General features: G+C 69.7%; 18 protein-coding genes. 8 read left to right on the top strand and 10 right to left on the bottom strand.

The window, feature by feature from the left end:
* The first annotated feature begins 1 nt into the window (after position 1).
* Positions 2 to 532, top strand: a complete 531-nt coding sequence (locus ABZ345_RS31380; RefSeq protein WP_359856591.1) for a hypothetical protein — start codon at positions 2 to 4, stop codon at positions 530 to 532.
* Here ABZ345_RS31380 and ABZ345_RS31375 read toward each other — a convergent pair.
* Entirely contained in the window at positions 517 to 891 is a 375-nt protein-coding gene (locus ABZ345_RS31375; protein WP_359856588.1) for a YciI family protein, read from the bottom strand. The genes ABZ345_RS31380 and ABZ345_RS31375 overlap by 16 nt on opposite strands.
* Positions 892 to 1,001: 110 nt before the next feature.
* Between ABZ345_RS31375 and ABZ345_RS31370 the strand changes: the two genes are divergently transcribed.
* Complete coding sequence (locus ABZ345_RS31370; RefSeq protein ID WP_359856585.1) at positions 1,002 to 1,436, top strand: hypothetical protein; 435 nt, start codon at positions 1,002 to 1,004, stop codon at positions 1,434 to 1,436.
* Here the strand turns inward: ABZ345_RS31370 and ABZ345_RS31365 are convergent.
* Genes ABZ345_RS31365 through ABZ345_RS31355 form a run of 3 tightly spaced genes read right to left on the bottom strand, consistent with a single transcriptional unit; the run spans position 1,339 to position 3,684 of the window.
* Positions 1,339 to 3,024: a GMC family oxidoreductase gene (locus tag ABZ345_RS31365; RefSeq protein ID WP_359856582.1), complete on the bottom strand. Its 1,686-nt coding sequence runs from the start codon at positions 3,022 to 3,024 to the stop codon at positions 1,339 to 1,341. The genes ABZ345_RS31370 and ABZ345_RS31365 overlap by 98 nt on opposite strands.
* On the bottom strand, positions 3,024 to 3,299 hold the full coding sequence (locus ABZ345_RS31360) for a hypothetical protein (protein ID WP_359856579.1): 276 nt from the start codon (positions 3,297 to 3,299) through the stop codon (positions 3,024 to 3,026). Before ABZ345_RS31360 ends, ABZ345_RS31365 begins: the two co-directional genes overlap by 1 nt.
* 52 nt (positions 3,300 to 3,351) lie before the next feature.
* Positions 3,352 to 3,684: a putative quinol monooxygenase gene (locus ABZ345_RS31355; protein WP_359856576.1), complete on the bottom strand. Its 333-nt coding sequence runs from the start codon at positions 3,682 to 3,684 to the stop codon at positions 3,352 to 3,354.
* Positions 3,685 to 3,880: 196 nt separating this feature from the next.
* On the opposite strand from ABZ345_RS31355, the gene ABZ345_RS31350 reads away from it, so the two are divergent.
* Complete coding sequence (locus tag ABZ345_RS31350; protein ID WP_359856734.1) at positions 3,881 to 5,845, top strand: MDR family MFS transporter; 1,965 nt, start codon at positions 3,881 to 3,883, stop codon at positions 5,843 to 5,845.
* Here the strand turns inward: ABZ345_RS31350 and ABZ345_RS31345 are convergent.
* Entirely contained in the window at positions 5,842 to 8,466 is a 2,625-nt protein-coding gene (locus ABZ345_RS31345; RefSeq protein ID WP_359856573.1) for a BTAD domain-containing putative transcriptional regulator, read from the bottom strand. The two genes, ABZ345_RS31350 and ABZ345_RS31345, sit on opposite strands and share 4 nt — an antisense overlap.
* 297 nt (positions 8,467 to 8,763) lie before the next feature.
* Here ABZ345_RS31345 and ABZ345_RS31340 point away from each other — a divergent pair, with 297 nt between their 5' ends.
* Positions 8,764 to 9,897, top strand: coding sequence for an endonuclease/exonuclease/phosphatase family protein (locus ABZ345_RS31340; RefSeq protein ID WP_359856570.1), 1,134 nt, complete (start codon positions 8,764 to 8,766; stop codon positions 9,895 to 9,897).
* Between the two features lie 8 nt (positions 9,898 to 9,905).
* On the opposite strand, the gene ABZ345_RS31335 is transcribed toward ABZ345_RS31340, so the two are convergent.
* Positions 9,906 to 10,196, bottom strand: coding sequence for a DUF1905 domain-containing protein (locus tag ABZ345_RS31335; protein WP_359856568.1), 291 nt, complete (start codon positions 10,194 to 10,196; stop codon positions 9,906 to 9,908).
* A gap of 250 nt (positions 10,197 to 10,446) precedes the next feature.
* On the opposite strand from ABZ345_RS31335, the gene ABZ345_RS31330 reads away from it, so the two are divergent.
* The 3 genes from ABZ345_RS31330 to ABZ345_RS31320 all read left to right on the top strand — a co-directional run bounded on the left by ABZ345_RS31330 (position 10,447) and on the right by ABZ345_RS31320 (position 13,881).
* Positions 10,447 to 10,869: a hypothetical protein gene (locus ABZ345_RS31330; protein ID WP_359856565.1), complete on the top strand. Its 423-nt coding sequence runs from the start codon at positions 10,447 to 10,449 to the stop codon at positions 10,867 to 10,869.
* Positions 10,870 to 11,167: 298 nt separating this feature from the next.
* Positions 11,168 to 11,719 (top strand): helix-turn-helix domain-containing protein, encoded by a 552-nt coding sequence (locus ABZ345_RS31325; RefSeq protein WP_359856562.1) that lies wholly within the window; start codon positions 11,168 to 11,170, stop codon positions 11,717 to 11,719.
* A gap of 5 nt (positions 11,720 to 11,724) precedes the next feature.
* Positions 11,725 to 13,881, top strand: a complete 2,157-nt coding sequence (locus tag ABZ345_RS31320) for an MMPL family transporter (protein WP_359856559.1) — start codon at positions 11,725 to 11,727, stop codon at positions 13,879 to 13,881.
* Here the strand turns inward: ABZ345_RS31320 and ABZ345_RS31315 are convergent.
* The 4 genes from ABZ345_RS31315 to ABZ345_RS31300 all read right to left on the bottom strand — a co-directional run bounded on the left by ABZ345_RS31315 (position 13,878) and on the right by ABZ345_RS31300 (position 17,579).
* Complete coding sequence (locus tag ABZ345_RS31315) at positions 13,878 to 14,222, bottom strand: DUF6292 family protein (RefSeq protein ID WP_359856556.1); 345 nt, start codon at positions 14,220 to 14,222, stop codon at positions 13,878 to 13,880. The genes ABZ345_RS31320 and ABZ345_RS31315 overlap by 4 nt on opposite strands.
* Positions 14,223 to 14,307: 85 nt before the next feature.
* Complete coding sequence (locus tag ABZ345_RS31310) at positions 14,308 to 15,267, bottom strand: sporulation protein (protein WP_359856553.1); 960 nt, start codon at positions 15,265 to 15,267, stop codon at positions 14,308 to 14,310.
* A 27-nt stretch (positions 15,268 to 15,294) separates the two neighbouring features.
* The gene (locus tag ABZ345_RS31305) at positions 15,295 to 16,326 is read right to left on the bottom strand and encodes a hemolysin family protein (RefSeq protein ID WP_359856550.1); all 1,032 of its coding nucleotides are present in this window, start codon (positions 16,324 to 16,326) and stop codon (positions 15,295 to 15,297) included.
* Positions 16,323 to 17,579, bottom strand: coding sequence for a hemolysin family protein (locus ABZ345_RS31300; protein WP_359856548.1), 1,257 nt, complete (start codon positions 17,577 to 17,579; stop codon positions 16,323 to 16,325). Before ABZ345_RS31300 ends, ABZ345_RS31305 begins: the two co-directional genes overlap by 4 nt.
* 107 nt (positions 17,580 to 17,686) lie before the next feature.
* Between ABZ345_RS31300 and ABZ345_RS31295 the strand changes: the two genes are divergently transcribed.
* Positions 17,687 to 18,082, top strand: a complete 396-nt coding sequence (locus tag ABZ345_RS31295) for a MerR family transcriptional regulator (RefSeq protein ID WP_359856545.1) — start codon at positions 17,687 to 17,689, stop codon at positions 18,080 to 18,082.
* Positions 18,083 to 18,092: the final 10 nt, after the last annotated feature.

Here is an 18,092-nt window from a genome sequence, read left to right as displayed (position 1 = left end):
CTTGAGGGGTGACGTCGTGTTCTCACCGTCCGGTGAGGAGATCGTGCTGGTCGACGTGGGTCAGCGCGTGCTGTACGACGACCCGGTGGTCCGGGTGTGGGAGGTCCAGCTCGAACCGGGCGAGACCCACCCGTGGCACCTGCACCACAACCCGTACGTGGTGCTGAGCATCGACGGCTCGGAAGGCCGGATGGACTGGCTCGACGGCAGCGAACCGCGGTTCATCTCCGAACACCGCGGCGGCTCGGTCTACCGCCCCGTGTCGCCCGTGCACCGGCTGACGAACATCGGGAAGTCCTTCTACCGCAACCGTCTCGTCGAGCTGAAAGACCTCGGCGAGAACGTCCCGGAGCCGCTGGACATCCACCCGGACGACGTGAGCGTGCGGGCGGTCGCGGACTGCACCCTGGACCTGGAGGGGCCGCACGTCCTCGCCGCGCTGGACGTCGAGGACGTGCGGCTCCATCCCGGCGGACCGTGCTCGCTCGACGGCGAGTGGTTCGTCGTGGAGCTGGCCTACTTGTCCAGGTAGGGCTCGAGCTCTTCCATCTCGACCACCGGACGCACCTCGACCGACATCTCCTCGACGCCGGCGAAGCAGGTGATGTACTCCTCGGCGAGGGCCGTTGCCTCGGCGAGGTCCTTCGCGTTGACCATCACGAACCCGCCGATGACCTCCTTGGCCTCGGCGAACGGCCCGTCGGTCGACTTGACCGCCTCGCCGCGCCTGCGCACCACCGAGCCCTTGTTGTGCACGCCGTCGGCGGTCAGCAGGGCGCCGTCCGCGACCAGCTTCCCGATGAAGCCGTCCATCCGCTTCATGAGCTCGGGGTTCGGCTCCCACGAGCCCGGGTCGTCCGCCAGGACTCGGTGCATGAGCATGAACCGCATGTGTCTCTCCTCGGTGTCGACTGGCAGCTTCGTGCCGCTGCCACCCCTGCGTCGATCGACGTCATGACGCTTTCGACATTTCGACATCATGACCCGGTGAACTTTCCAGGTTGGTCGTCCCGCTGCTGAGCATGTGGTTCTTCGGCAACCTCTACGAGCAGATCGTGTGGAACCCGCAGCTGCTGGCCGACCCGAGGCCGGGGTCGCTGGTCGGCGTGTTCGCGGCAGGCAGCCCGGTCTACTACTACCTGCCGTGGGGTCCACTCGCCGTGGTGCTGGCGGTCGTCACACGAGCGCCACGCCCGGCGCTGGCGTGTCTCGCGGTGTCGGTCGCGATGAAGATCCTGCTGGTCACGCAGGTCAACCCGGTGTTCCGCGATCCGGCCGTCACCCGTGACGTCGTGCACGCCCACGCGGTGCTGTGGGCGTTCGGCAACGGCGTCGTGCTCATCGCGGTGGCGGCCGCGATCCTGCTGGTGCAGCGAGCGCGACGTGGCGTGACACGAGATGGTCGGCCGTCCGCAACGCCAGAGCGGCCATCGTGAGCGACGGGTTGGACGTGCCGAGCGACGGCATGCTGCCGCAGCCCACCGCGTACAGGTTGGGGTGGTCCCAGCAGCGTTGCCACTGGTCGACCACGGAGTCCCGCGGCCCGGTGCCCATGACGTGCGTGCCGCCGCCGTGCCCGGCTCCCCAGTAGCGCAACGGTTCGCCGTTGTGCTCGAAGTACCGTTCCTCGTCCGGCTTGTACGACGTGTAGTCATCGGCTTTGAGCATCTCGAACAGCTGGTCTGAGACGCGTTTCGCGGCCAGCAGACCGTCCTTCACGTAGTCGGACAGTCCGTAGTGGATGCTCGGGCGCGGGTTGCCCAGCGCGTCCGCTTCCGCGGCCAGCGTGACGCGGTTCGCGGGGTCGGCCTCCTGTTCGATCTCGAACTGCAGCGTGAACTGCCGGCCGACCCGTTCGGCCAGCGCCTGCCTGAGTGCGGTGCCGCGCAGGCCCGCCGCGACGAACTCGGCCGTGTCCGTGTCGGGGCTGCCCGCCGACCAGCCCCAGCCCCAGTTGCCGATCTCGACGCGGAACGGCGCTCGCCGGCCGCGTTCTCCTCCTGCCCGGAACGCCTCGATGCTCGTCGTCGAGCCCGGTCCGCGGAACGGCCCGATCGGGTGGGGCATCAACGCCCACGTCAGCAGTGCCGGGTGGTCCATGAGGTTGCGGCCCACCTGGTCGCTGCTGTTCGCCAGGCCGGACAGCAGCAGCAGCTTGGCGTTCTCGATGGCGTGCGCGGCCAGCACGACCACGTCCGCCTCGACCTCGTGCCGCGTGTGCCGGCCGGTCGTGTCGTCCGCGTAGCGCTGGTAGCTGACCTTGGTGACGCGCCCGAACTCGTCGGCGTGCACTCGGTTCGCCACGCACCTGGTGCGGAGTTCGACGGTGGGCGACCAGCGTTTCTGGGTGCGGCGCGGGGTGTACTTGGCGTTCTCCGGGCACACCGGCACGCAGCTCGCGAATCCCGCGCACAGGTTCCCGTCGGGCCGGTAACCCCGCGTCGGCGCGCTGTTGCGCGCCTGAGGAGTGCCGGAGATCAGCAGCTCGTGCCCGTCGATGCGCTGTCCGTCCACAACGGACGCGACCGCGTGGTCGAGGTACGTGCGGGGCAAGGCGTGCATGGGATACGCGTAGCCGTCCGCGACCGGGACGTGCTGTCGTTGCTCGTCGGCGTCGGCCGAGACCCCGATCTCCCACTCCGCCGCGCGGTAGTAGGGCTCCAGGTCGTCGTACTCGATCGGCCAGTTGCGGCCACGTCCGAGGTCGGCGGTGTGGAAGTCCTCGGGGTGCATGCGGGGCGTGATCCCGGTCCAGAGCGTGCCGGTGCCGCCGTTCATCCGCAGGTAGGGGCTGCTGTAGGCGAAGGGCCCGGTGTTGATCACGTAGTCGCTCGACGGCGCCGCGACGGTTTGTCTGTAGGGCGCGAGCGGTGACTTGACGAGTGCTGTTCGGAACCGTTGTACTGCGTCTTCGTGGTCGGTCTCGGCGCCCGCCTCCAGCACGAGCACCTGAAACCCGTTGTCCCCCAGCACTTTCGCGATCAGCGAGCCGGCGAACCCGGCCCCGACCACCACGGCCCTCATCAGGCGCTGCTTCTGGGTCTGCGCTCCCAGCTCCCGAACCCGGGACCCGCCGTGCCCGGCGCCGGCACCCCGACCGCCTTCCAGGCCAGCCCTTCGGCGTAGGCGCGCGAGCTCGGGATCACCCCGCGCCACACGCCGGTGTACCAGAGCTGGATCAGCTCGGCGTCCGTTGCGTCCTGTGCAAGCCCGCGGTACTGCTCGACCAGTCCGGTCGACCTCAGCTCCTCCGCCGAGAACCCGGTCAGCTCGGCGGACAACTCCACGAAGGCGTCCATCCGGCCATCCTCAACGGAGGATCTGTCCTGCGCCAAACGATCTGAGCAATGCTCACCCGCGTGGCCCAACCTCCATCTCGCCGAGCAACGACCAGTCGTCCTGCTCCAGCACCGCGCTGACGATCCGCGGCGTCTCCTGCAGATACGGCGGCAACTCGGCCTGCGCGACCTTGAAGTGCGCGGACTGCACGTGCGCCGCACCGGCGTCACCGTCGCGGAACGCCTCGACGAGCACGTACTCGGTCTCGTCGTCGATGCTTCGCGACCAGTCGAACCACAGGCAGCCCGGTTCGGCCCTGGTGGCCTCGGTGAAGCCGCGGGAGATCTCCGGCCAGGTGTCCGCGTACTCCGGCAGGATCCTGAACTTGGCGGTGATGAAGATCAAGACAGCCTCCTTCGGGTGATCGCGCCCCAACCCTATGGGGTGGCGCCGGGCCTTTGCGCGCTGAATCCGGCTCGCTACTCCTCGATCGGACCAACGAGCCTTCCGCCGGTCACCACCGGCGACGCCTTCGCGCCCGTGGGCCTGACCTCAGCCAGCGGGTCCGACCGTCCTGCGCGATCATCGCCGGGTGCCCGAGATGATCGACACCCGCCGCCGGAACCTGGTCGTCGCGGCCGTTCTGCTCGCCATGCTGCTGGCCGCGCTCGACCAGACGATCGTGTCCACCGCGCTGCCCACGATGGTCGCCGAGCTGGGTGGTGGCGCGCACCTGTCGTGGGTGGTGACGTCGTACCTGCTCGCCGAGACGATCATGACGGTGCTGATCGGCAAGTTCGGCGACCTCTACGGGCGCAAGAAGACGTTCGTGGTCAGCGTCGTGCTGTTCCTGGTCGGGTCGTTCTTCGCGGGCTGGTCGGAGTCGATGGGCATGCTCATCGCGTTCCGCGCGGTGCAGGGCCTGGGCGCGGGCGGGCTCATGGTCACCTCGACCGCGATCATCGCGGACGTCGTGCCGTTGCGGGAGCGCGGCAAGTTCCAGGGGTTCGCGGGCGCGGTGTTCGGCATCGCGACGGTGGCCGGGCCGTTGCTCGGCGGGCTGTTCGTCGACCACCTGAGCTGGCGGTGGGCGTTCTACGTCAACATCCCGCTCGGCATCGCGGTCGTGCTGGTGGCGGTCGCCGCGCTGCCCACGATCAGGGCCGACGGGCACCCGAAGATCGACTACGCCGGCATCGCGCTGATCGCGCTCGCGGCCACCGGGCTGACGTTGGTCACGAGCTGGGGCGGCACCGAGTACCCGTGGACGTCGCCGACGATCCTGTGGATGGCGGCGGGGTCCATCGCGCTGCTCGTCGCGTTCGTGTTCGTCGAGCAGCGCGCGGCCGAGCCGATGCTGCCGATGAGGTTGTTCCGCAGCAGGGTGTTCACGGTGTCGGGCATCCTGAGCTTCGTCGTCGGGTTCGCGATGCTCGGCGGCATCACGTACCTGCCGATCTACCTGCAGTACGTGCGCGGCGAGTCGGCCACCGCGTCCGGCCTGTGGATGCTGCCGCTGATCGCTGGACTGATGTCCACGGCACTGCTCACCGGCAACGTGATCAGCCGCACCGGCAGGTACCGGATCTTCCCGATCGTCGGGTCCGTCGGGCTCACCATCGGCATCTTCCTGCTGTCCTATTTGGACGCGGATACGAGCTACTGGGTCATGGGCGCGTTCATGGTCGTGCTGGGCGCGGGCATCGGCCTGGTGATGCAGGTGCCGGTGATCGTCGTGCAGAGCACCACCAACTACTCCGACCTCGGCGTCGCCACGTCCGGCATCAGCTTCCTGCGCACGATGGGCAGCTCGTTCGGCGTCGCGATCTTCGGCACGATCTACGCGAACCAGCTGCCGAAGCACCTCGTGGTCCCGCCCGGCGTGGATCCGCGCGCCATCGCCGCTCCGGCGGCGGTCCACGCGTTGCCCGAGGCGATCAAGGCGCCGATCGTCGCCGGGTACGCCGAGACGGTGTCGACGATGTTCCTGATCGCCGCGCCGATCGGCCTCGTCGCCCTGGCGGTCGCGTTCTTCCTGCCGCAGGTGCAGCTGCGGGACACGTCACGCGCGGCCGCGACCGGCAACAGCGGGGTGGGCGAGAGCTTTGCCGCGCCGCCGTCCAACTCCTACGACGAGCTGCGCAAGCTCGTCTCCACGGTCGTGTCGAAGTCCGCGGAGGACCCCGGTCTGGCGGTGCTGCGCCGATCCGGTGTCGCCCTGCCGCTGGAGCAGGCGTGGCTGCTCGGCCGCGTGTACCGCGCGTCGACGGACGACGGCGTCGCGACGCTCGACGAGATCGCCGAGATGACCAAGGTGCCCGGCGGCATCTTCGAACCGACCGCCCGGGAGCTGGTCGGGTCCGGCCACCTGGCGTCGCACGACGACGGCTACCGGTTCACCGACCTCGGCGCGGACGTGTTCACGCAACTCGTGCACGCGTGGCGGTGCTGGCTGCTCGACCAGCTCGAGGACTGGCACGAGCCGGACCAGCGCGACTTCGCGCGGGCGCTCGACTCGTTCACCGACGAGCTGGTCGAGAGCGGCCGCCAGATGAGCCGGGTCTAGATCCTCGCGCGCAGGGCCGCGGCTTCCGAGGTGCGGCCCTGTTCGTCGTACAGCTCCAAGGCGCGTGCCCACTGCACACGTGCTTCCGCGGCGTTCCCCGCTGCCGCCAGCGCGGTGCCGAGGTGCTCCAGCACGGTGGCCTCCTCGGCGGAGTTGTCGAGCTCCCGGTACAACGCCACCGCCTCGCGGTAGTGCTCGACGGCGTCGGCGTGCCGGCCGTCGTGGTGGGCGATGTGCGCGAGACTGTCCAAAGTGGCCGCAGAGCCTTCTGGGTGGCCGAGTTTGTTGTTGAGCAGCATGGCTTCCTCGCAGTACGTGCGTGCCTCGGCGTAGCGGCCCAGGCACGCGTACCGCCAGCCGACCTCGTTCAACGACTCGGCCTCGCGGATCTCCGACCCGGCCGCGCGGAACTTCTCCAGGCCGGCCAGCGAGTGTTCCAGAGCCTTGTCCAGGTCGTCCTCGAACTCGGCCGCCCAGGCCATCGCCCGGTGCGCGGCGCCGTGGGCCGCGTGGTCGTCGGACTGCGCGAACAGCTCCAGGCTGCGCTCGAAGTGCTGGTGCCCCAACGCCGACTGGCCCAGCTCGACGTAGTTCGCGCCGAGACACATGTGCGCGGTCGCCTGGTCGGTCTCGTCTCCCAGCGCCTGCGCCGCCCGCAACGCTCCCAGCCACGCCTCGACGTCGTCCAGCGTCCGCCCACGCCGCAGGTGGTAGTTGTTCAGTGTGCGGCCGAGCATCCACGCCACGCCGAAAGCGCCGCGCTCCAGTGCCGACCGCTGCTCGGTCATCAGGCAGGCGTGCTCGGCGTCGAACCAGGCCATCGCGGCGGGCTTGTCCGCGAACTGCAACGCATAGCCGCTTTCGTGCTCCCGCAACACCTTGTGCGGTTCCAGCGTCATCGCGGCGGCTCTGGCCGTGGCCGTGTAGAAGTCGGCCAGCCGCGATCCCGCGTCGGCCTCGAGATCCGCCGCGTACAACCCGACCAGGTCGTGCATCCGGTACCGGCCGGGCACGTGCTGCTGCAGGAGGTGCGCGTTCTCCAGTTCCCGCAACACCATCCGCGTTCGCGACGCGGGCCGGTCGAGCAGGGCGGCCGCCGCCGCGAGACCGATGTCCTCCGAGGAGGTGGAGCCGAGCAGCGCGAACGCCCGCGCGGCCTCGTCCGACAGCGCCGCCACGGACCACGAGAACACCGCCCGCAGGTTCGTGCTGATCTCCCCCGCGTCCAGGGCGTCGAGCGGCTGTTCCCGCAGTTCCTCGGCGAACACGGCGAGCGGGAAGTCCGGGTCCATCGCGGCCCGCGCGGCGACGATCGACAACGCCAGCGGCAACCCTCCGCACCAGCTCACGAGGTCTGCGACGACCTCGGGTTCCGCCGCCACCCGCCCGGCCCCGAGACGCGCCTGCAGGAACTCGCGCGCGTCCGCCGGGTGCAGCACGTCCAGCGACACCGACCTGGCGCCGTGCGCGGCCACCAGGCCGGCGAGCTTGAGCCGGCTCGTGACCAGCACCGTCGCGTCCGAGCCTGGCAGGAGCGGGACGACCTGCTCGGTGGAGCGGGCGTTGTCGAGCAGCACCAGCATCCGCTTGCCCGCGAGCAGACTGCGATAGCACGCGGCCCGTGCGTCCAGCCCGGCGGGAATCGTCTGCTCCCCCAAGGCTTCCAGGAACTCGCGCAGCACGTTCTCCGGCGGCACCGGCGCGGCGGACGGGTCGAAGCCGCGCAGGTTCACGTACAGCTGGCCGTCCGGGAACATGGCCAGGTTCCGGTGCGCCCAGTGCAGAGCCAGCGCGGTCTTGCCGATGCCGCCCGTGCCGCCGATAGCGGTGATCACGACGGTCCCGGACGGGTCGAGTGCCTTGAGCTCGTCCGCGCGCCCGGTGAACCACGGGTGCGGCGCGGGCAGCTGCCGCGGACCGTGCTGGACCGGCATCGGCTCGCCCGCCAGGATGCGCTGGTGCACGTCCTGCAGCGGCTTGCTCGGGTCCGCGCCCAGCTCGTCGGCGAGCCGGCGTCGCATGGTGTCGTAGTGCCGCAACGCTTCCGCGTCGTTGCCCGAGCGGTGCAGCGCCTGCATCAGTTGCGCGGCAAGGCGTTCGTCGTGCGGTCGTTCGTCCACCGCCTGCCGCAGCCTCGGCAGCAGCTCGAGATGCCGGTTCTGGGCGAGCGCGACGTCGTTGCGATCCAGTTCGGCGGCGGCGCGTTCGGCGTGCAGGCTCTCCCGCAGCGCGTCGAACCACGGCGACTCGAGACCCTCCAGCGCCTGCCCCCGCCACAGCCTCAGCGCCTCGTCGAGTTCTCCCTGCCGCACGAGTGCGCGGAAACGGAACAAATCGACCCGCGACGGATCCACTTCGAGCCGGTATCCGGCGGGTGAGCGCTCGATGTCCAGGCCGAGCAGCTTGCGCAACTTGGACACGTACCCGTAGAGCGTGTCGCGGGCTCTGAGCGGCGCCCGCTCGCCCCAGACGCGATCGAGCAGCCGGTCGACCGGGACCGGCGCTCCGTCCTCCAACAGCAGCGCGACCAGCACAGACCGTTGCCGGACGTGGCCGATCTCGACCACCTCGCCCCGGTCGCGCACCTCCACGGCGCCGAGCAGCCCGAACTCCAAGATCACCTCTCAACAGCGGATTCAAGATTCATCCTAGGTTCACCCTTGATCGAACGGGCAATGTCGTCAGGGCAGGAAGGCCCCGGTCACCACAGACTCGGCAGCCCAGCCACGGGGCCTTCCACCCACCAGTCCGCGCACCTTGTGCGCGCCGCCGGTTGCGCCGCCCACGCACCGCCCGTTGCGCCGCCCACGCACCGTCCGCGCGCCGCCCGTTGCGCCGCCCGCGCACCATCGGCGCAACGAAAGATCACCCGAGCGGACCAGGGCGCGGTCGTTCCTCCACATGCGACCCTGGAGTGGATGAGCCGCACGCGAATCGGGTCGTTCAACGTGGAGAACATGTTCGAGCGCCCCAAAGTGATGGGCCGCAACGCAACCAAGCACGCGGCCCCGGTTCTGGCCGCCCACGCCCGGTTCAACGAGCTGATCGCACTCGAGATCTACACCCCCGAGGTCAAGGAAGAACTGCGCGAAAACCTGGCGACGCTGGAGTTGCTGCGAAGTGACCGCAGCAAGTACGCGATCCTGCGGCGCATCCGCGGCCGTTTCCTGGCGCGCCACAAGACCGGCGAAACCTCAGTCGTGGCAAGCGGTCGCGAGTCCTGGGTCGGCTGGGTCGAGCTCACCACCGAGCCCATCAGCGAACTGGCCACCCGCCACACCGCCCAGGTGATGCGCGATGTCGGCGCCCACGTCCTCGGCGTGGTCGAGGCCGAGTCCCGCGAGCTGCTGCACATGTTCTCCGCCTCGATGCTCAAGCACGTCGGCTGGACCCCCTACGAAGAGGTCCACCTCATCGACGGCAACGACGAGCGCGGCATCAACGTGGGCCTGCTGACCCGCGACGCCCACGAGGTCATCACCATCCGCACGCACGTGTACGCGCGCGACACCTCGGGCGTGATCTTCTCCCGCGACTGCGCCGAGTACCACGTCCGCACCCCCTTCGGCCCCGAAGTCGTGGTCCTGGTGAACCACCTGAAGTCCAAGGGCTACGGCTCTCCCGGCGACCCGATCGGCGCCCGCCGCCGCTTCCGCCAAGCCGTGCGCATCGCCCGCATCGTCAACCGTCTGCGCGACGAGGGCCACGAGTACATCGCCGTGGTCGGCGACCTCAACGACACCGCGGACAGCGAGGCCATTCGCCCTTTGTTCCAACGCACGGGCCTGCGCGACATCAGCGAGCACCCGGACTTCGAGTGGGACCACCGCCTCGGCACGTACCGCGGCGTCAACGAGAAAGGCAAGATCGACTACGTCCTGCTGTCGCCTTCGTTGTACGCAAAGGCGGTCGGCGGCGGCGTGTTCCGCAAGGGCGTGTGGCGCGGCCCGCGAACCAAGAACCGTTGGGACGTCTACGAAACCATGACCGACGAGGTGCACGCGGCCAGCGACCACGCCGCGATCTACGCCGACATCGACTGGTCCCTCTAGCCCCTTGGCTAAAGGACCTCCACCGTCACCTCGATGACATCGCCCGGCCCGATGTCGTTCTTCTTCCGCACAGCCGCCTTGATCGGCAGCACGTAGCACCCGGACTGCTTGTCCGGGAACACGGACGTCGACCAGTTGCTGGCACCGACACCCACGCGCACTTTCACGCTGCCGAATCCCGCTCCGGGCGTGGCGATGTCGCGGATCTGGTCCGAGACGTCCTCGGGCAGCGTGACGAAGGTCCAGGTGTCCATGCGCCTGGCGTCCCAGACCCACAGCTCCGCGTCGAAGACGAACATCCCCTGATTCTCCGTCACAGCGGCGCGCTGATGTGGAAGTCCCGGTCGAACACCACCGCCAACCGCTCCCCATCCCGTACGGCGCCCACTTCCGCACCAGGTCCAGGAATCCCAGCAGGTCCTGCCGCACCACCGCGAGGTGCGCCGGCAAGTCGGCGAGCGGAACCTCGCACGCGGGCCCGCCGGTGCTCCGGTCGTCCGGCCACACACGCACGAGGCCGTCCGCGATCTCCACCTTCGGATCCGGCGAGTGCCCGAGCCACGGGTGCACGCCGTCGAGCACGCGCCGCCAGTCGCGCCACTCCTCCAGCCCCTGGCAGCATCCGGGTTCGATCACGACGCCGGTGCGCGTGTCCCGGACCAGCAGCCCGCCGCACATGATGACGCGCTCCTGTTCCAGCAGCCGTCCGAGCAACGCCGGCCCGTCGGGCCCGGCTTCCTGGCCGTTGTTGTACTGCGCGATCGCGGCGAGCGCGGTGCCGACGTCCTCCTGGGACATGCGCCCGGACAGCACGGCGTCACCGTCCGAGTACGGGCCGGTGGGCCAGTCCGGGAAGCTGACGAGGTGGTGGGCGGCGACCACGGCGGACATCTCGATCACCGGGCCATTGTGCGCGTCCCCCGCAGCCCGTGGCGCCGGGGCTTCGTGGCCTCTGCGGCCCCAGCTCCGTGACCCCGCACCGCGTCCCCGCACCGTGACCCAGTGGCCCCGACCCCACGACCCCGCACCATGACCCTCGCTCCGCGGCCTGCGGCCCAGCGGCTCCGCGGCCCCAGCGACCCGCAGGACCTCAAGCGACCCGCAGCCCCCAGCGACCCGCAGCCCCAGCGGCCGCGCATCAAGCGCACACCAAGCAAGCCGACCCCTACCGCGCACCTCGACCGTTAAGCCATCAGAGTGACGAACGCCACCGACCGCATCGGTCGGTAAACCTACCAAAGCGGTCGGTAAACGCCGTAAAGTCGTCCGCATGCCACGACAGCCCAGGACCGGAGTCGACGAGACGATTCTCGACGCCGCCGCCGCGCTCTTCGCGCGGCACGGCTTCGAGCAGACCTCGTTGAAGTCGCTCGCGGACGCTGTCGGCCTGTCCAAGGCCGGTCTGCTGCACCACTTCCCGAGCAAGGACGCTCTCTTCGAAGCGGCGTGGGAGCACAGCCGGGTGCTGAGCAGGCAGGTTCTCGACCTCGTCTCGCCGATGCCGCCGGGACCCGCTCGGGAGAGGCGGGCGCTGGAGTTGCTCACCGACATCGCGCTGGACCGGCCCGGGCTGGTGGCTCTGTTGTTCCGCTCGATGACCGCACCGGGCGAGGACCCCCAGCAGACCCAGGACGAACTGCTGCTCAACGAGATGTTCGTCATCGACCCGCAGCAAGAACTGCCGCGCGCGATACGCATTGTCGCCGCGCTCAGTGCCATGGCCGTGCTCACTCTCCTGGCCAACCAGGAGGGTGACAAGACGACGTGGCGCCCCTTGATCCTCGCTACCTGTTACGACGCACTCGGGCACCGGGAGGCCTGAACATCATGGCGAAACTGCTCTACAAGCTGGGACTCACAGCCCACCGGCACCGGCTCCCCGTCGTCCTCATCTGGCTGCTCGTGCTGATCGGCTCCGGTGTCGGTGCCTTCACGCTCGGCGGCGAGACGTCCAACTCGATGTCGATCCCCGGTCAGGAGTCGACGACCGCGCTCGAGCGCATCCAGCAGAAGTTCGGCTCCGGCGAGACCGCGTCCGCGCGCGTCGTCCTGAAGGCGCCGGAGGGTCAGAAGCTGCCGCAGCAGGCCAAGGCGATCACCGAGCTCGTCAACGACGAGTCGGCGCTCAAGGGTGTCCGGCACGCGACCAACCCGCTCGACCCCGCTGCGCCGACGGTCAACAAGGACGTCAACGTCGGCTACAGCACCGTCACCTACGACGTGAAGCCCGGTGAGGTCACCGACGAGCAGCGCGCGGAGCTGACCAAAGCCGTCGACAAGGCGAGGTCGGCTGGCCTGACCGTCGAGGTCACCGGCACCGCGATGCAGCAGACGCCGCACGTCGGCGGGCCCACGGAGGCCGTCGGTGTCGTGCTGGCTCTCGTCATCCTCGCGCTGACGTACGGCTCGCTCGTGACTGCGGGAATGAACCTGCTGACCGCCGCCATCGGCGTCGGCATCGGCACGCTCGGCATCACCATCGTGTCCGGGTTCACCGACCTGCAGTCGACCACGCCGATCCTCGCCTCGATGCTGGGTCTCGCGGTCGGCATCGACTACGCGTTGTTCATCATCAACCGCTACCGGCAGGAACTGCGTCGCGGTGCGGACGTCGGCCACGCCATCGCGACCGCTGTCGGCACGGCGGGCAGCGCTGTGGTCACCGCCGGCCTCACCGTGGTGATCGCGCTCGTCGGCCTCGCGATCGCGGGCATCCCGTTCCTGACGCAGATGGGCGTCTCGGCCGCCGCCACGATCGTCGTCGCCGTGCTGATCGCCGTCACGCTGGTGCCCGCGGTGCTGAGCATGCTCGGCCGCCGCGTGCTGACCCGCAAGGAACGCGCCGCCGCCACGTCCGAGCCCACCGACCGCGGCGTGATCCGCGGCTGGGCCAAGGCCGTCACCCGCAACCGCGTCGTCGCGTTGCTGCTGAGTGTCGTCGCGCTCGGCATCGTCGCGATCCCGGTGGCCTCCATGGACACCACGCTGATCCAGAAGCCGCCGGCGAACTCCACGCAGGAGCGCGCGAACCAGATCCTCGCGCAGGGCTTCGGTGAGGGCTTCAACGGTCCGATCATCGTGCTCGTCGAGGGCAACAACGCCGCCGCGACCGCCACCAAGGCCGCCGAGCCGATCTCCAAGATGGCCGACGTCGCACTGGTGACGCCCGCCCAGCCGAGCCCGGACGGTTCCGCCGCGATGGTCACGGTGATCCCGAAGTCCGGCCCGGACAGCACCGCCACCGAACAGCTCGTCGCCGACCTGCGCGCTGAACTGTCCGGTGTGGACGGTGGCAAGGCCTACGTCACCGGCGCCACCGCGGTGAGCGTCGACGTGGCCACGTCGCTGGACCGCGCGCTGCCGATCTACCTGGCCGTCGTGGTGGGCCTGGCGCTCGTGTTGCTGATCCTGGTGTTCCGCTCGCTGCTCGTGCCGCTCGTGGGTGTGCTCGGCTTCCTGCTGACCATCGGTGCCTCACTCGGCGCGACGGTGGCGGTGTTCCAGTGGGGCTGGCTCTCCAGCGCGGTGAACCTCGACAGCACCGGCCCGCTGATCAGCCTCACCCCGATCCTGGTGATCGGCATCCTGTTCGGCCTGGCCATGGACTACCAGATCTTCCTGGTGTCCCGGATGCACGAGGCGCACCACCGCGGCGCCAAGCCGATCGAGGCCATCACCACGGGCTTCCGCCAGGCGGCCCCGGTCGTCATGGCCGCCGCGCTGATCATGTTCTCGGTGTTCGCCGGCTTCGTTCCCGCGGGCGAGGCGACCGTGAAGTCGATCGCGTTCGCCCTGGCGGTCGGCATCTTCGTGGACGCGTTCATCGTCCGCATGGTGCTCGTGCCCGCCGCGCTGGCCCTGATCGGCGAGCGCGCCTGGTGGCTGCCGAAGTGGCTGCGCTGGCTGCCGGAACTCGACGTCGAAGGCACCGCGCTGGACGAGTTCGAGCGCGAAGGCGAGAAGGAGCCGGTCGCGGTCGGCTAACCCGCGCGACGATCCAGCGGCCGGTTCACCTCGTGGGCCGGCCGCTGTTCCGTCAGCAGCTTGCGGACCCACCGCGCCACCGTGCGCGGCGGCGGTTCCACGGCGCCGCCCAGGTGCGCCACCACGGTCAGCTCGGCACCGCCCGGTTCCTCGACCGCCATCGCCCACCCGTGACGCTCGGTCCACAGCAGCGCCACCAGGCAGTCGGGGTGGTCAGGCAGCCTGCCGTCCACCGCGATGTAGACCCGCAGCGGCTTGTCCCTGTCGACACACGAGGACTCGCCGCTCAGGCCGAGCTCTCGCGTGACCCGCAGCGCGTAGTCGAGCGCAAGCGTCTTCACGTTGTCACCGTCCTCCGTCCACCGGGGCAACAACGCCGACTGCTTGACGCAGGACGCGGTTACCCCGATGGGTGGAGTCCGAACCTCACTCGCCGCCGAAGTCGCCGAAGTCCTCGAACGCGTCGTCGAGCATCTCGCCCACCACCATGCCGCCCACGACACCCGCGGCACCGGCTGCGACGACCGTGCCCATGCCCATGCCGCGACCGTGGTGACCGTGGCCGCCGTGGTGTCCGTGCTGGTCATAGCCGTGCTCATAGCCGTGGTGGGCTCCGCCGCGCTCGGCGACCTGGGCCAGCCATCCGTTGATGGACGTCGCCCAGTCGGCCGTCTGAGCCTCCTGGTGCGACAGCCGGAAGTGGCCGAACGCGTCGCCGCCCGACGAGAACATGCCGCCGCGCCTGTCGGCCTCGAGGATCACGAACAGCTCGTGCGGCAACGCCACGAACGTCAGCTCCACCTGCTGCACCCGGCCCGCGAAGTGGGCGGGTGGGAAGAACTCGATCTCCTGGTAGAACCCGAGCTCCTGCGGCACGCCGTGCAGGCGCCCCGCCTCGACGTCCGCGCTGCGGAAGCCGAACCCGAGCTGCCCGAACGCGGTCAGCACCGCGTCCTGCGAGGGCAGCGGGTGGATCAGGACGGGGTCGAGGTCGCCCTTGTCCGGCGCGCCCGCGATCACGAGCTCGGTCCGCACGCCCACGGTCATGCCGGGCAGCTGCGCGCCGCCGACCGCCGTGATCGGGGTCTCCCACGGGATCGGCAGCTGGAACGGGATCGTCACCAGCTGACCCGCCTGGACCCGCACCCCCTGCTGCACCACGGCCCGCATGAACTCGGACACGCCGCCGTACTCGTGGTCGCCGTGCTCGACCTCGACGCGCGTGACGAGCGACAGCACGACCTCGCCGATCTCGGCGTCCGCGCTGCCACCCTGAATGCGCACCTGGCCGGTGACGAGCTGGCCGGGCGCGGCGTGCGGCGAGTCCAGCACGGTGTCGACCGACGGGCCGCCGACGCCGAAAGCGCTGAGCATCCGCTTGAACATGTGTGTTTCCTCCCTGGGAAACTCCGGTCAGCGGACGCTGACCGGACGGGTGTCGGTTTCGTCCTCGAAGTCGCCGATCAGCTCTTCGAGGAGATCTTCGAGTGCGGCGATGCCCACGACCTCGCCGTCCTCGACCAGCGCGAGCTGGGCGCGGGAGTCCCGCATCGCCGTCACGGCCTGGGCCACCGGCAGCGACGCCGGCAACGTCAGCACCGGCCCCATCAGCTCCCGCGCCTCCGGGTCCTCGCCGCGCGCCGTGGCTCGCATGGCCTCGCGGATGTGCACGAGGCCGACGTACCGGCCGCGCAGGTCGGTGACCGGGAAACGCGACCGTCCACACTGGAGGCTGCGCCGCTCGATCGCCCGTGCCGTGGTGTGCAGGGTGACCGACGACGTCTGCGCGATCGGCACCATCACCTCACGCAGGGTCGTCCGCTGGACCTGCAGCATCCGGGTCAGCAACCGTTGCTGGCCCTCGGGAATCAGGCCGTGCTCGGCGGACTGCCGTAGCAGCATCCTCAGGTCGTCCGGCCGGTGCGCCTGCGCCAGCTCGTCCTGCGGCTCGACCTTCATCAAGCGCAGCAACGAGTTCGTCGTCGAGTTCAGTCCACTGAGGATCCAGCGGACCGAGCGGGCGAACGCGCGGAACGGCAGCGCCAGGATCAGAGCGGACCGCTCGGGATGCGCGATGGCCCACGACTTCGGCGCCATCTCGCCCACGACCATGTGCAGGAACACCACCAGCACCAGGCTGATCGCGAACGCCACACCGTAGGCGACCGCGTCCGGCAGGCCGAGCCACGTGAAAGCCGGTTCCAGCAGATCCGCGACGGCCGGCTTGGCCAGCGCGCCGAGACCCAGCGTGCACAGCGTGATGCCGAGCTGGGCACCCGCGAGCATCAGCGACAGCTCCCGCACACCCGCCACGGCGGCGCGCGCCGCACGTGACGTCTCGGCGGCCGTCTCCAGCCGGTGCCGCTTGGCCGCGATCAACGCGAACTCGGCGGCCACGAAGAAAGCGTTCAACGCCAGCAGAACCACGGAGATCACGATGCTCATCGGGCCGTCTCCAGCACGCTGATCACCACGGTGTCCGGCACGTTGCGCGCCACCGCGGTCACCCGCAGCGTCACGCCGTCCAGCACGACCTCGTCACCGGCCTCGGGAACGCGCCCAAGCTGGTGCAGCACGAGACCCGACACCGTGTCGTACGCGCCGTCCTCAGGAAGCTCGACGCCCGTGGCGTCCTCGACCTCGTCCAGCCGCATCCGGCCGGGCACGCGCCAGTCGTGCCCGATCTTCTCGATCATGTCCGCGACCAGGTCGTCCTCGTCGTGGATCTCACCGACGAGCTCCTCGGCCAGGTCCTCCAGCGAGATCACGCCCGCGAACCCGCCGAACTCGTCGACCACGCAGGCGAGCTGGCGGCGTTCGGTGCGCAGCCTTTCCAGCACAGCGGGCAACGGCAGCGTCGCCGGCACCACCAGTGCGGGCGAGGCGATCTTCTCGATGGCCACCGTCGCGCGCTCGGCCGGCGTCAACGTCAGCACCTCGGCCAGCCCCACGACACCCCGCAGGTCGTCCAGGTCCTCGCCGGCCACCGGGAAACGCGAGTTTCCGGTGTCCAGCAACGCGACCACGCGAGAGGCGGGCTCGTCGAACCGCACTGCGTGGACTTTCACCCGCGGCGTCATCGCCTGTTCCGCGACGAGTTCGCGGAACCCGATGCCGTGCTCCAGCAACCGGGTGAGCTCGGGGTCCAGGTGTCCCTGCTCCCCCGCGTCCTCGACGATCGCCCTGAGGTCCTCCGGCGTCGCGCCCTGCGGCAGCTCCTCGACCGGCTCGATGCCGACAGCGCGCAGCAACCGGTTCGCGGCCGCGTCGAACAACCGGATCAGCGGTCCCGCGATCTTGAGGTAGACGAGGGTGGACGAGCTGAGCGCCAGCGCCAGGCGTTCGGGCCGGGCGATGGCGAGGTTCTTCGGCAGCAGCTCACCGAGCACCATCTGCACGAAGGTCGCGAAGACCAGCGCGATCACCATCGAGAACGGCACGCCCAGACCGGTGCCGAGCAGCGGCTCGGCCACGTACCCCACGAGCAGCGCAGTCACCGTGATGCCGAACTGGGCACCCGACAGCATGAAAGAGAGCTTCTGAGTCACGCGGTACGCGCGGTCGGCGGCCTTGGACCCGGCCTCCGCCAGCTGCTGCAGGCGGCCGCGATCGACCGCCATGTACGCGAACTCCTGAGCTACGAAATACCCCGTGGCGATCGTCAGCACCACGATGGCGAGCAAGCCGGACGCGATCAACAAGACGCACCCGGCCACGTACTACAGCCGTCTATGTCGGCTTCATCAGGCATACTCCAACAGTAGCACGTGGCACTGTACGGTTTCCGGGACGGAGGTCGCCCGTTTTGCCCGAGTCACTGGTGAAGATCGGCGAGCTCGCCGCCCGCGCCGGAGTCAGCATCCGCACGGTCGACTACTACACGACCCTGGGCCTGATCAGCCCTGCTCAGCGCACTGCGAGCAACTACCGCCTCTACCGCGCTGACGACGTGGAGCGCATCCATCTCGTCCAGCGCCTGGAGGTCCACGGGTTGCCGCTGGAGGACATCGCGCGGGCGTTCGCGGCGGCCCCGGCCGACACCACTGCCGTGCTCGGCCAGATCGACACCGACCTGCGCACGCTCCAGGAAGCCGCCGAGGCCGCGTCCCCCGCGATGCACGGCCTGCTGACCGTGATCGCGAACCGGGTCCACTCGCTGATCACCATCGCGCTGCAACTCCCGCCCGACCTACCCCTTTGAGCGTCGAAAA

It is taken from the genome of Lentzea sp. NPDC005914 (assembly GCF_040629405.1).
Classification (GTDB): Bacteria; Actinomycetota; Actinomycetes; order Mycobacteriales; family Pseudonocardiaceae; genus Lentzea.
The sequence above is the reverse complement of the archived record's forward strand: the minus strand, read 5'-3'. Positions and strand labels throughout refer to the sequence as shown.

Bases quoted from the DNA above. Each gene is read 5' to 3' on its own strand.
- ABZ345_RS31375 (WP_359856588.1), bottom strand. From the start codon at position 891: ATGCGGTTCATGCTCATGCACCGAGTCCTGGCGGACGACCCGGGCTCG.
- ABZ345_RS31365 (WP_359856582.1), bottom strand. From the start codon at position 3,024: ATGAGGGCCGTGGTGGTCGGGGCCGGGTTCGCCGGCTCGCTGATCGCG.
- ABZ345_RS31360 (WP_359856579.1), bottom strand. From the start codon at position 3,299: ATGGACGCCTTCGTGGAGTTGTCCGCCGAGCTGACCGGGTTCTCGGCG.
- ABZ345_RS31350 (WP_359856734.1), top strand. From the start codon at position 3,881: ATGATCGACACCCGCCGCCGGAACCTGGTCGTCGCGGCCGTTCTGCTC.
- ABZ345_RS31340 (WP_359856570.1), top strand. From the start codon at position 8,764: ATGAGCCGCACGCGAATCGGGTCGTTCAACGTGGAGAACATGTTCGAG.
- ABZ345_RS31335 (WP_359856568.1), bottom strand. From the start codon at position 10,196: ATGTTCGTCTTCGACGCGGAGCTGTGGGTCTGGGACGCCAGGCGCATG.
- ABZ345_RS31325 (WP_359856562.1), top strand. From the start codon at position 11,168: ATGCCACGACAGCCCAGGACCGGAGTCGACGAGACGATTCTCGACGCC.
- ABZ345_RS31320 (WP_359856559.1), top strand. From the start codon at position 11,725: ATGGCGAAACTGCTCTACAAGCTGGGACTCACAGCCCACCGGCACCGG.
- ABZ345_RS31310 (WP_359856553.1), bottom strand. From the start codon at position 15,267: ATGTTCAAGCGGATGCTCAGCGCTTTCGGCGTCGGCGGCCCGTCGGTC.
- ABZ345_RS31305 (WP_359856550.1), bottom strand. From the start codon at position 16,326: ATGAGCATCGTGATCTCCGTGGTTCTGCTGGCGTTGAACGCTTTCTTC.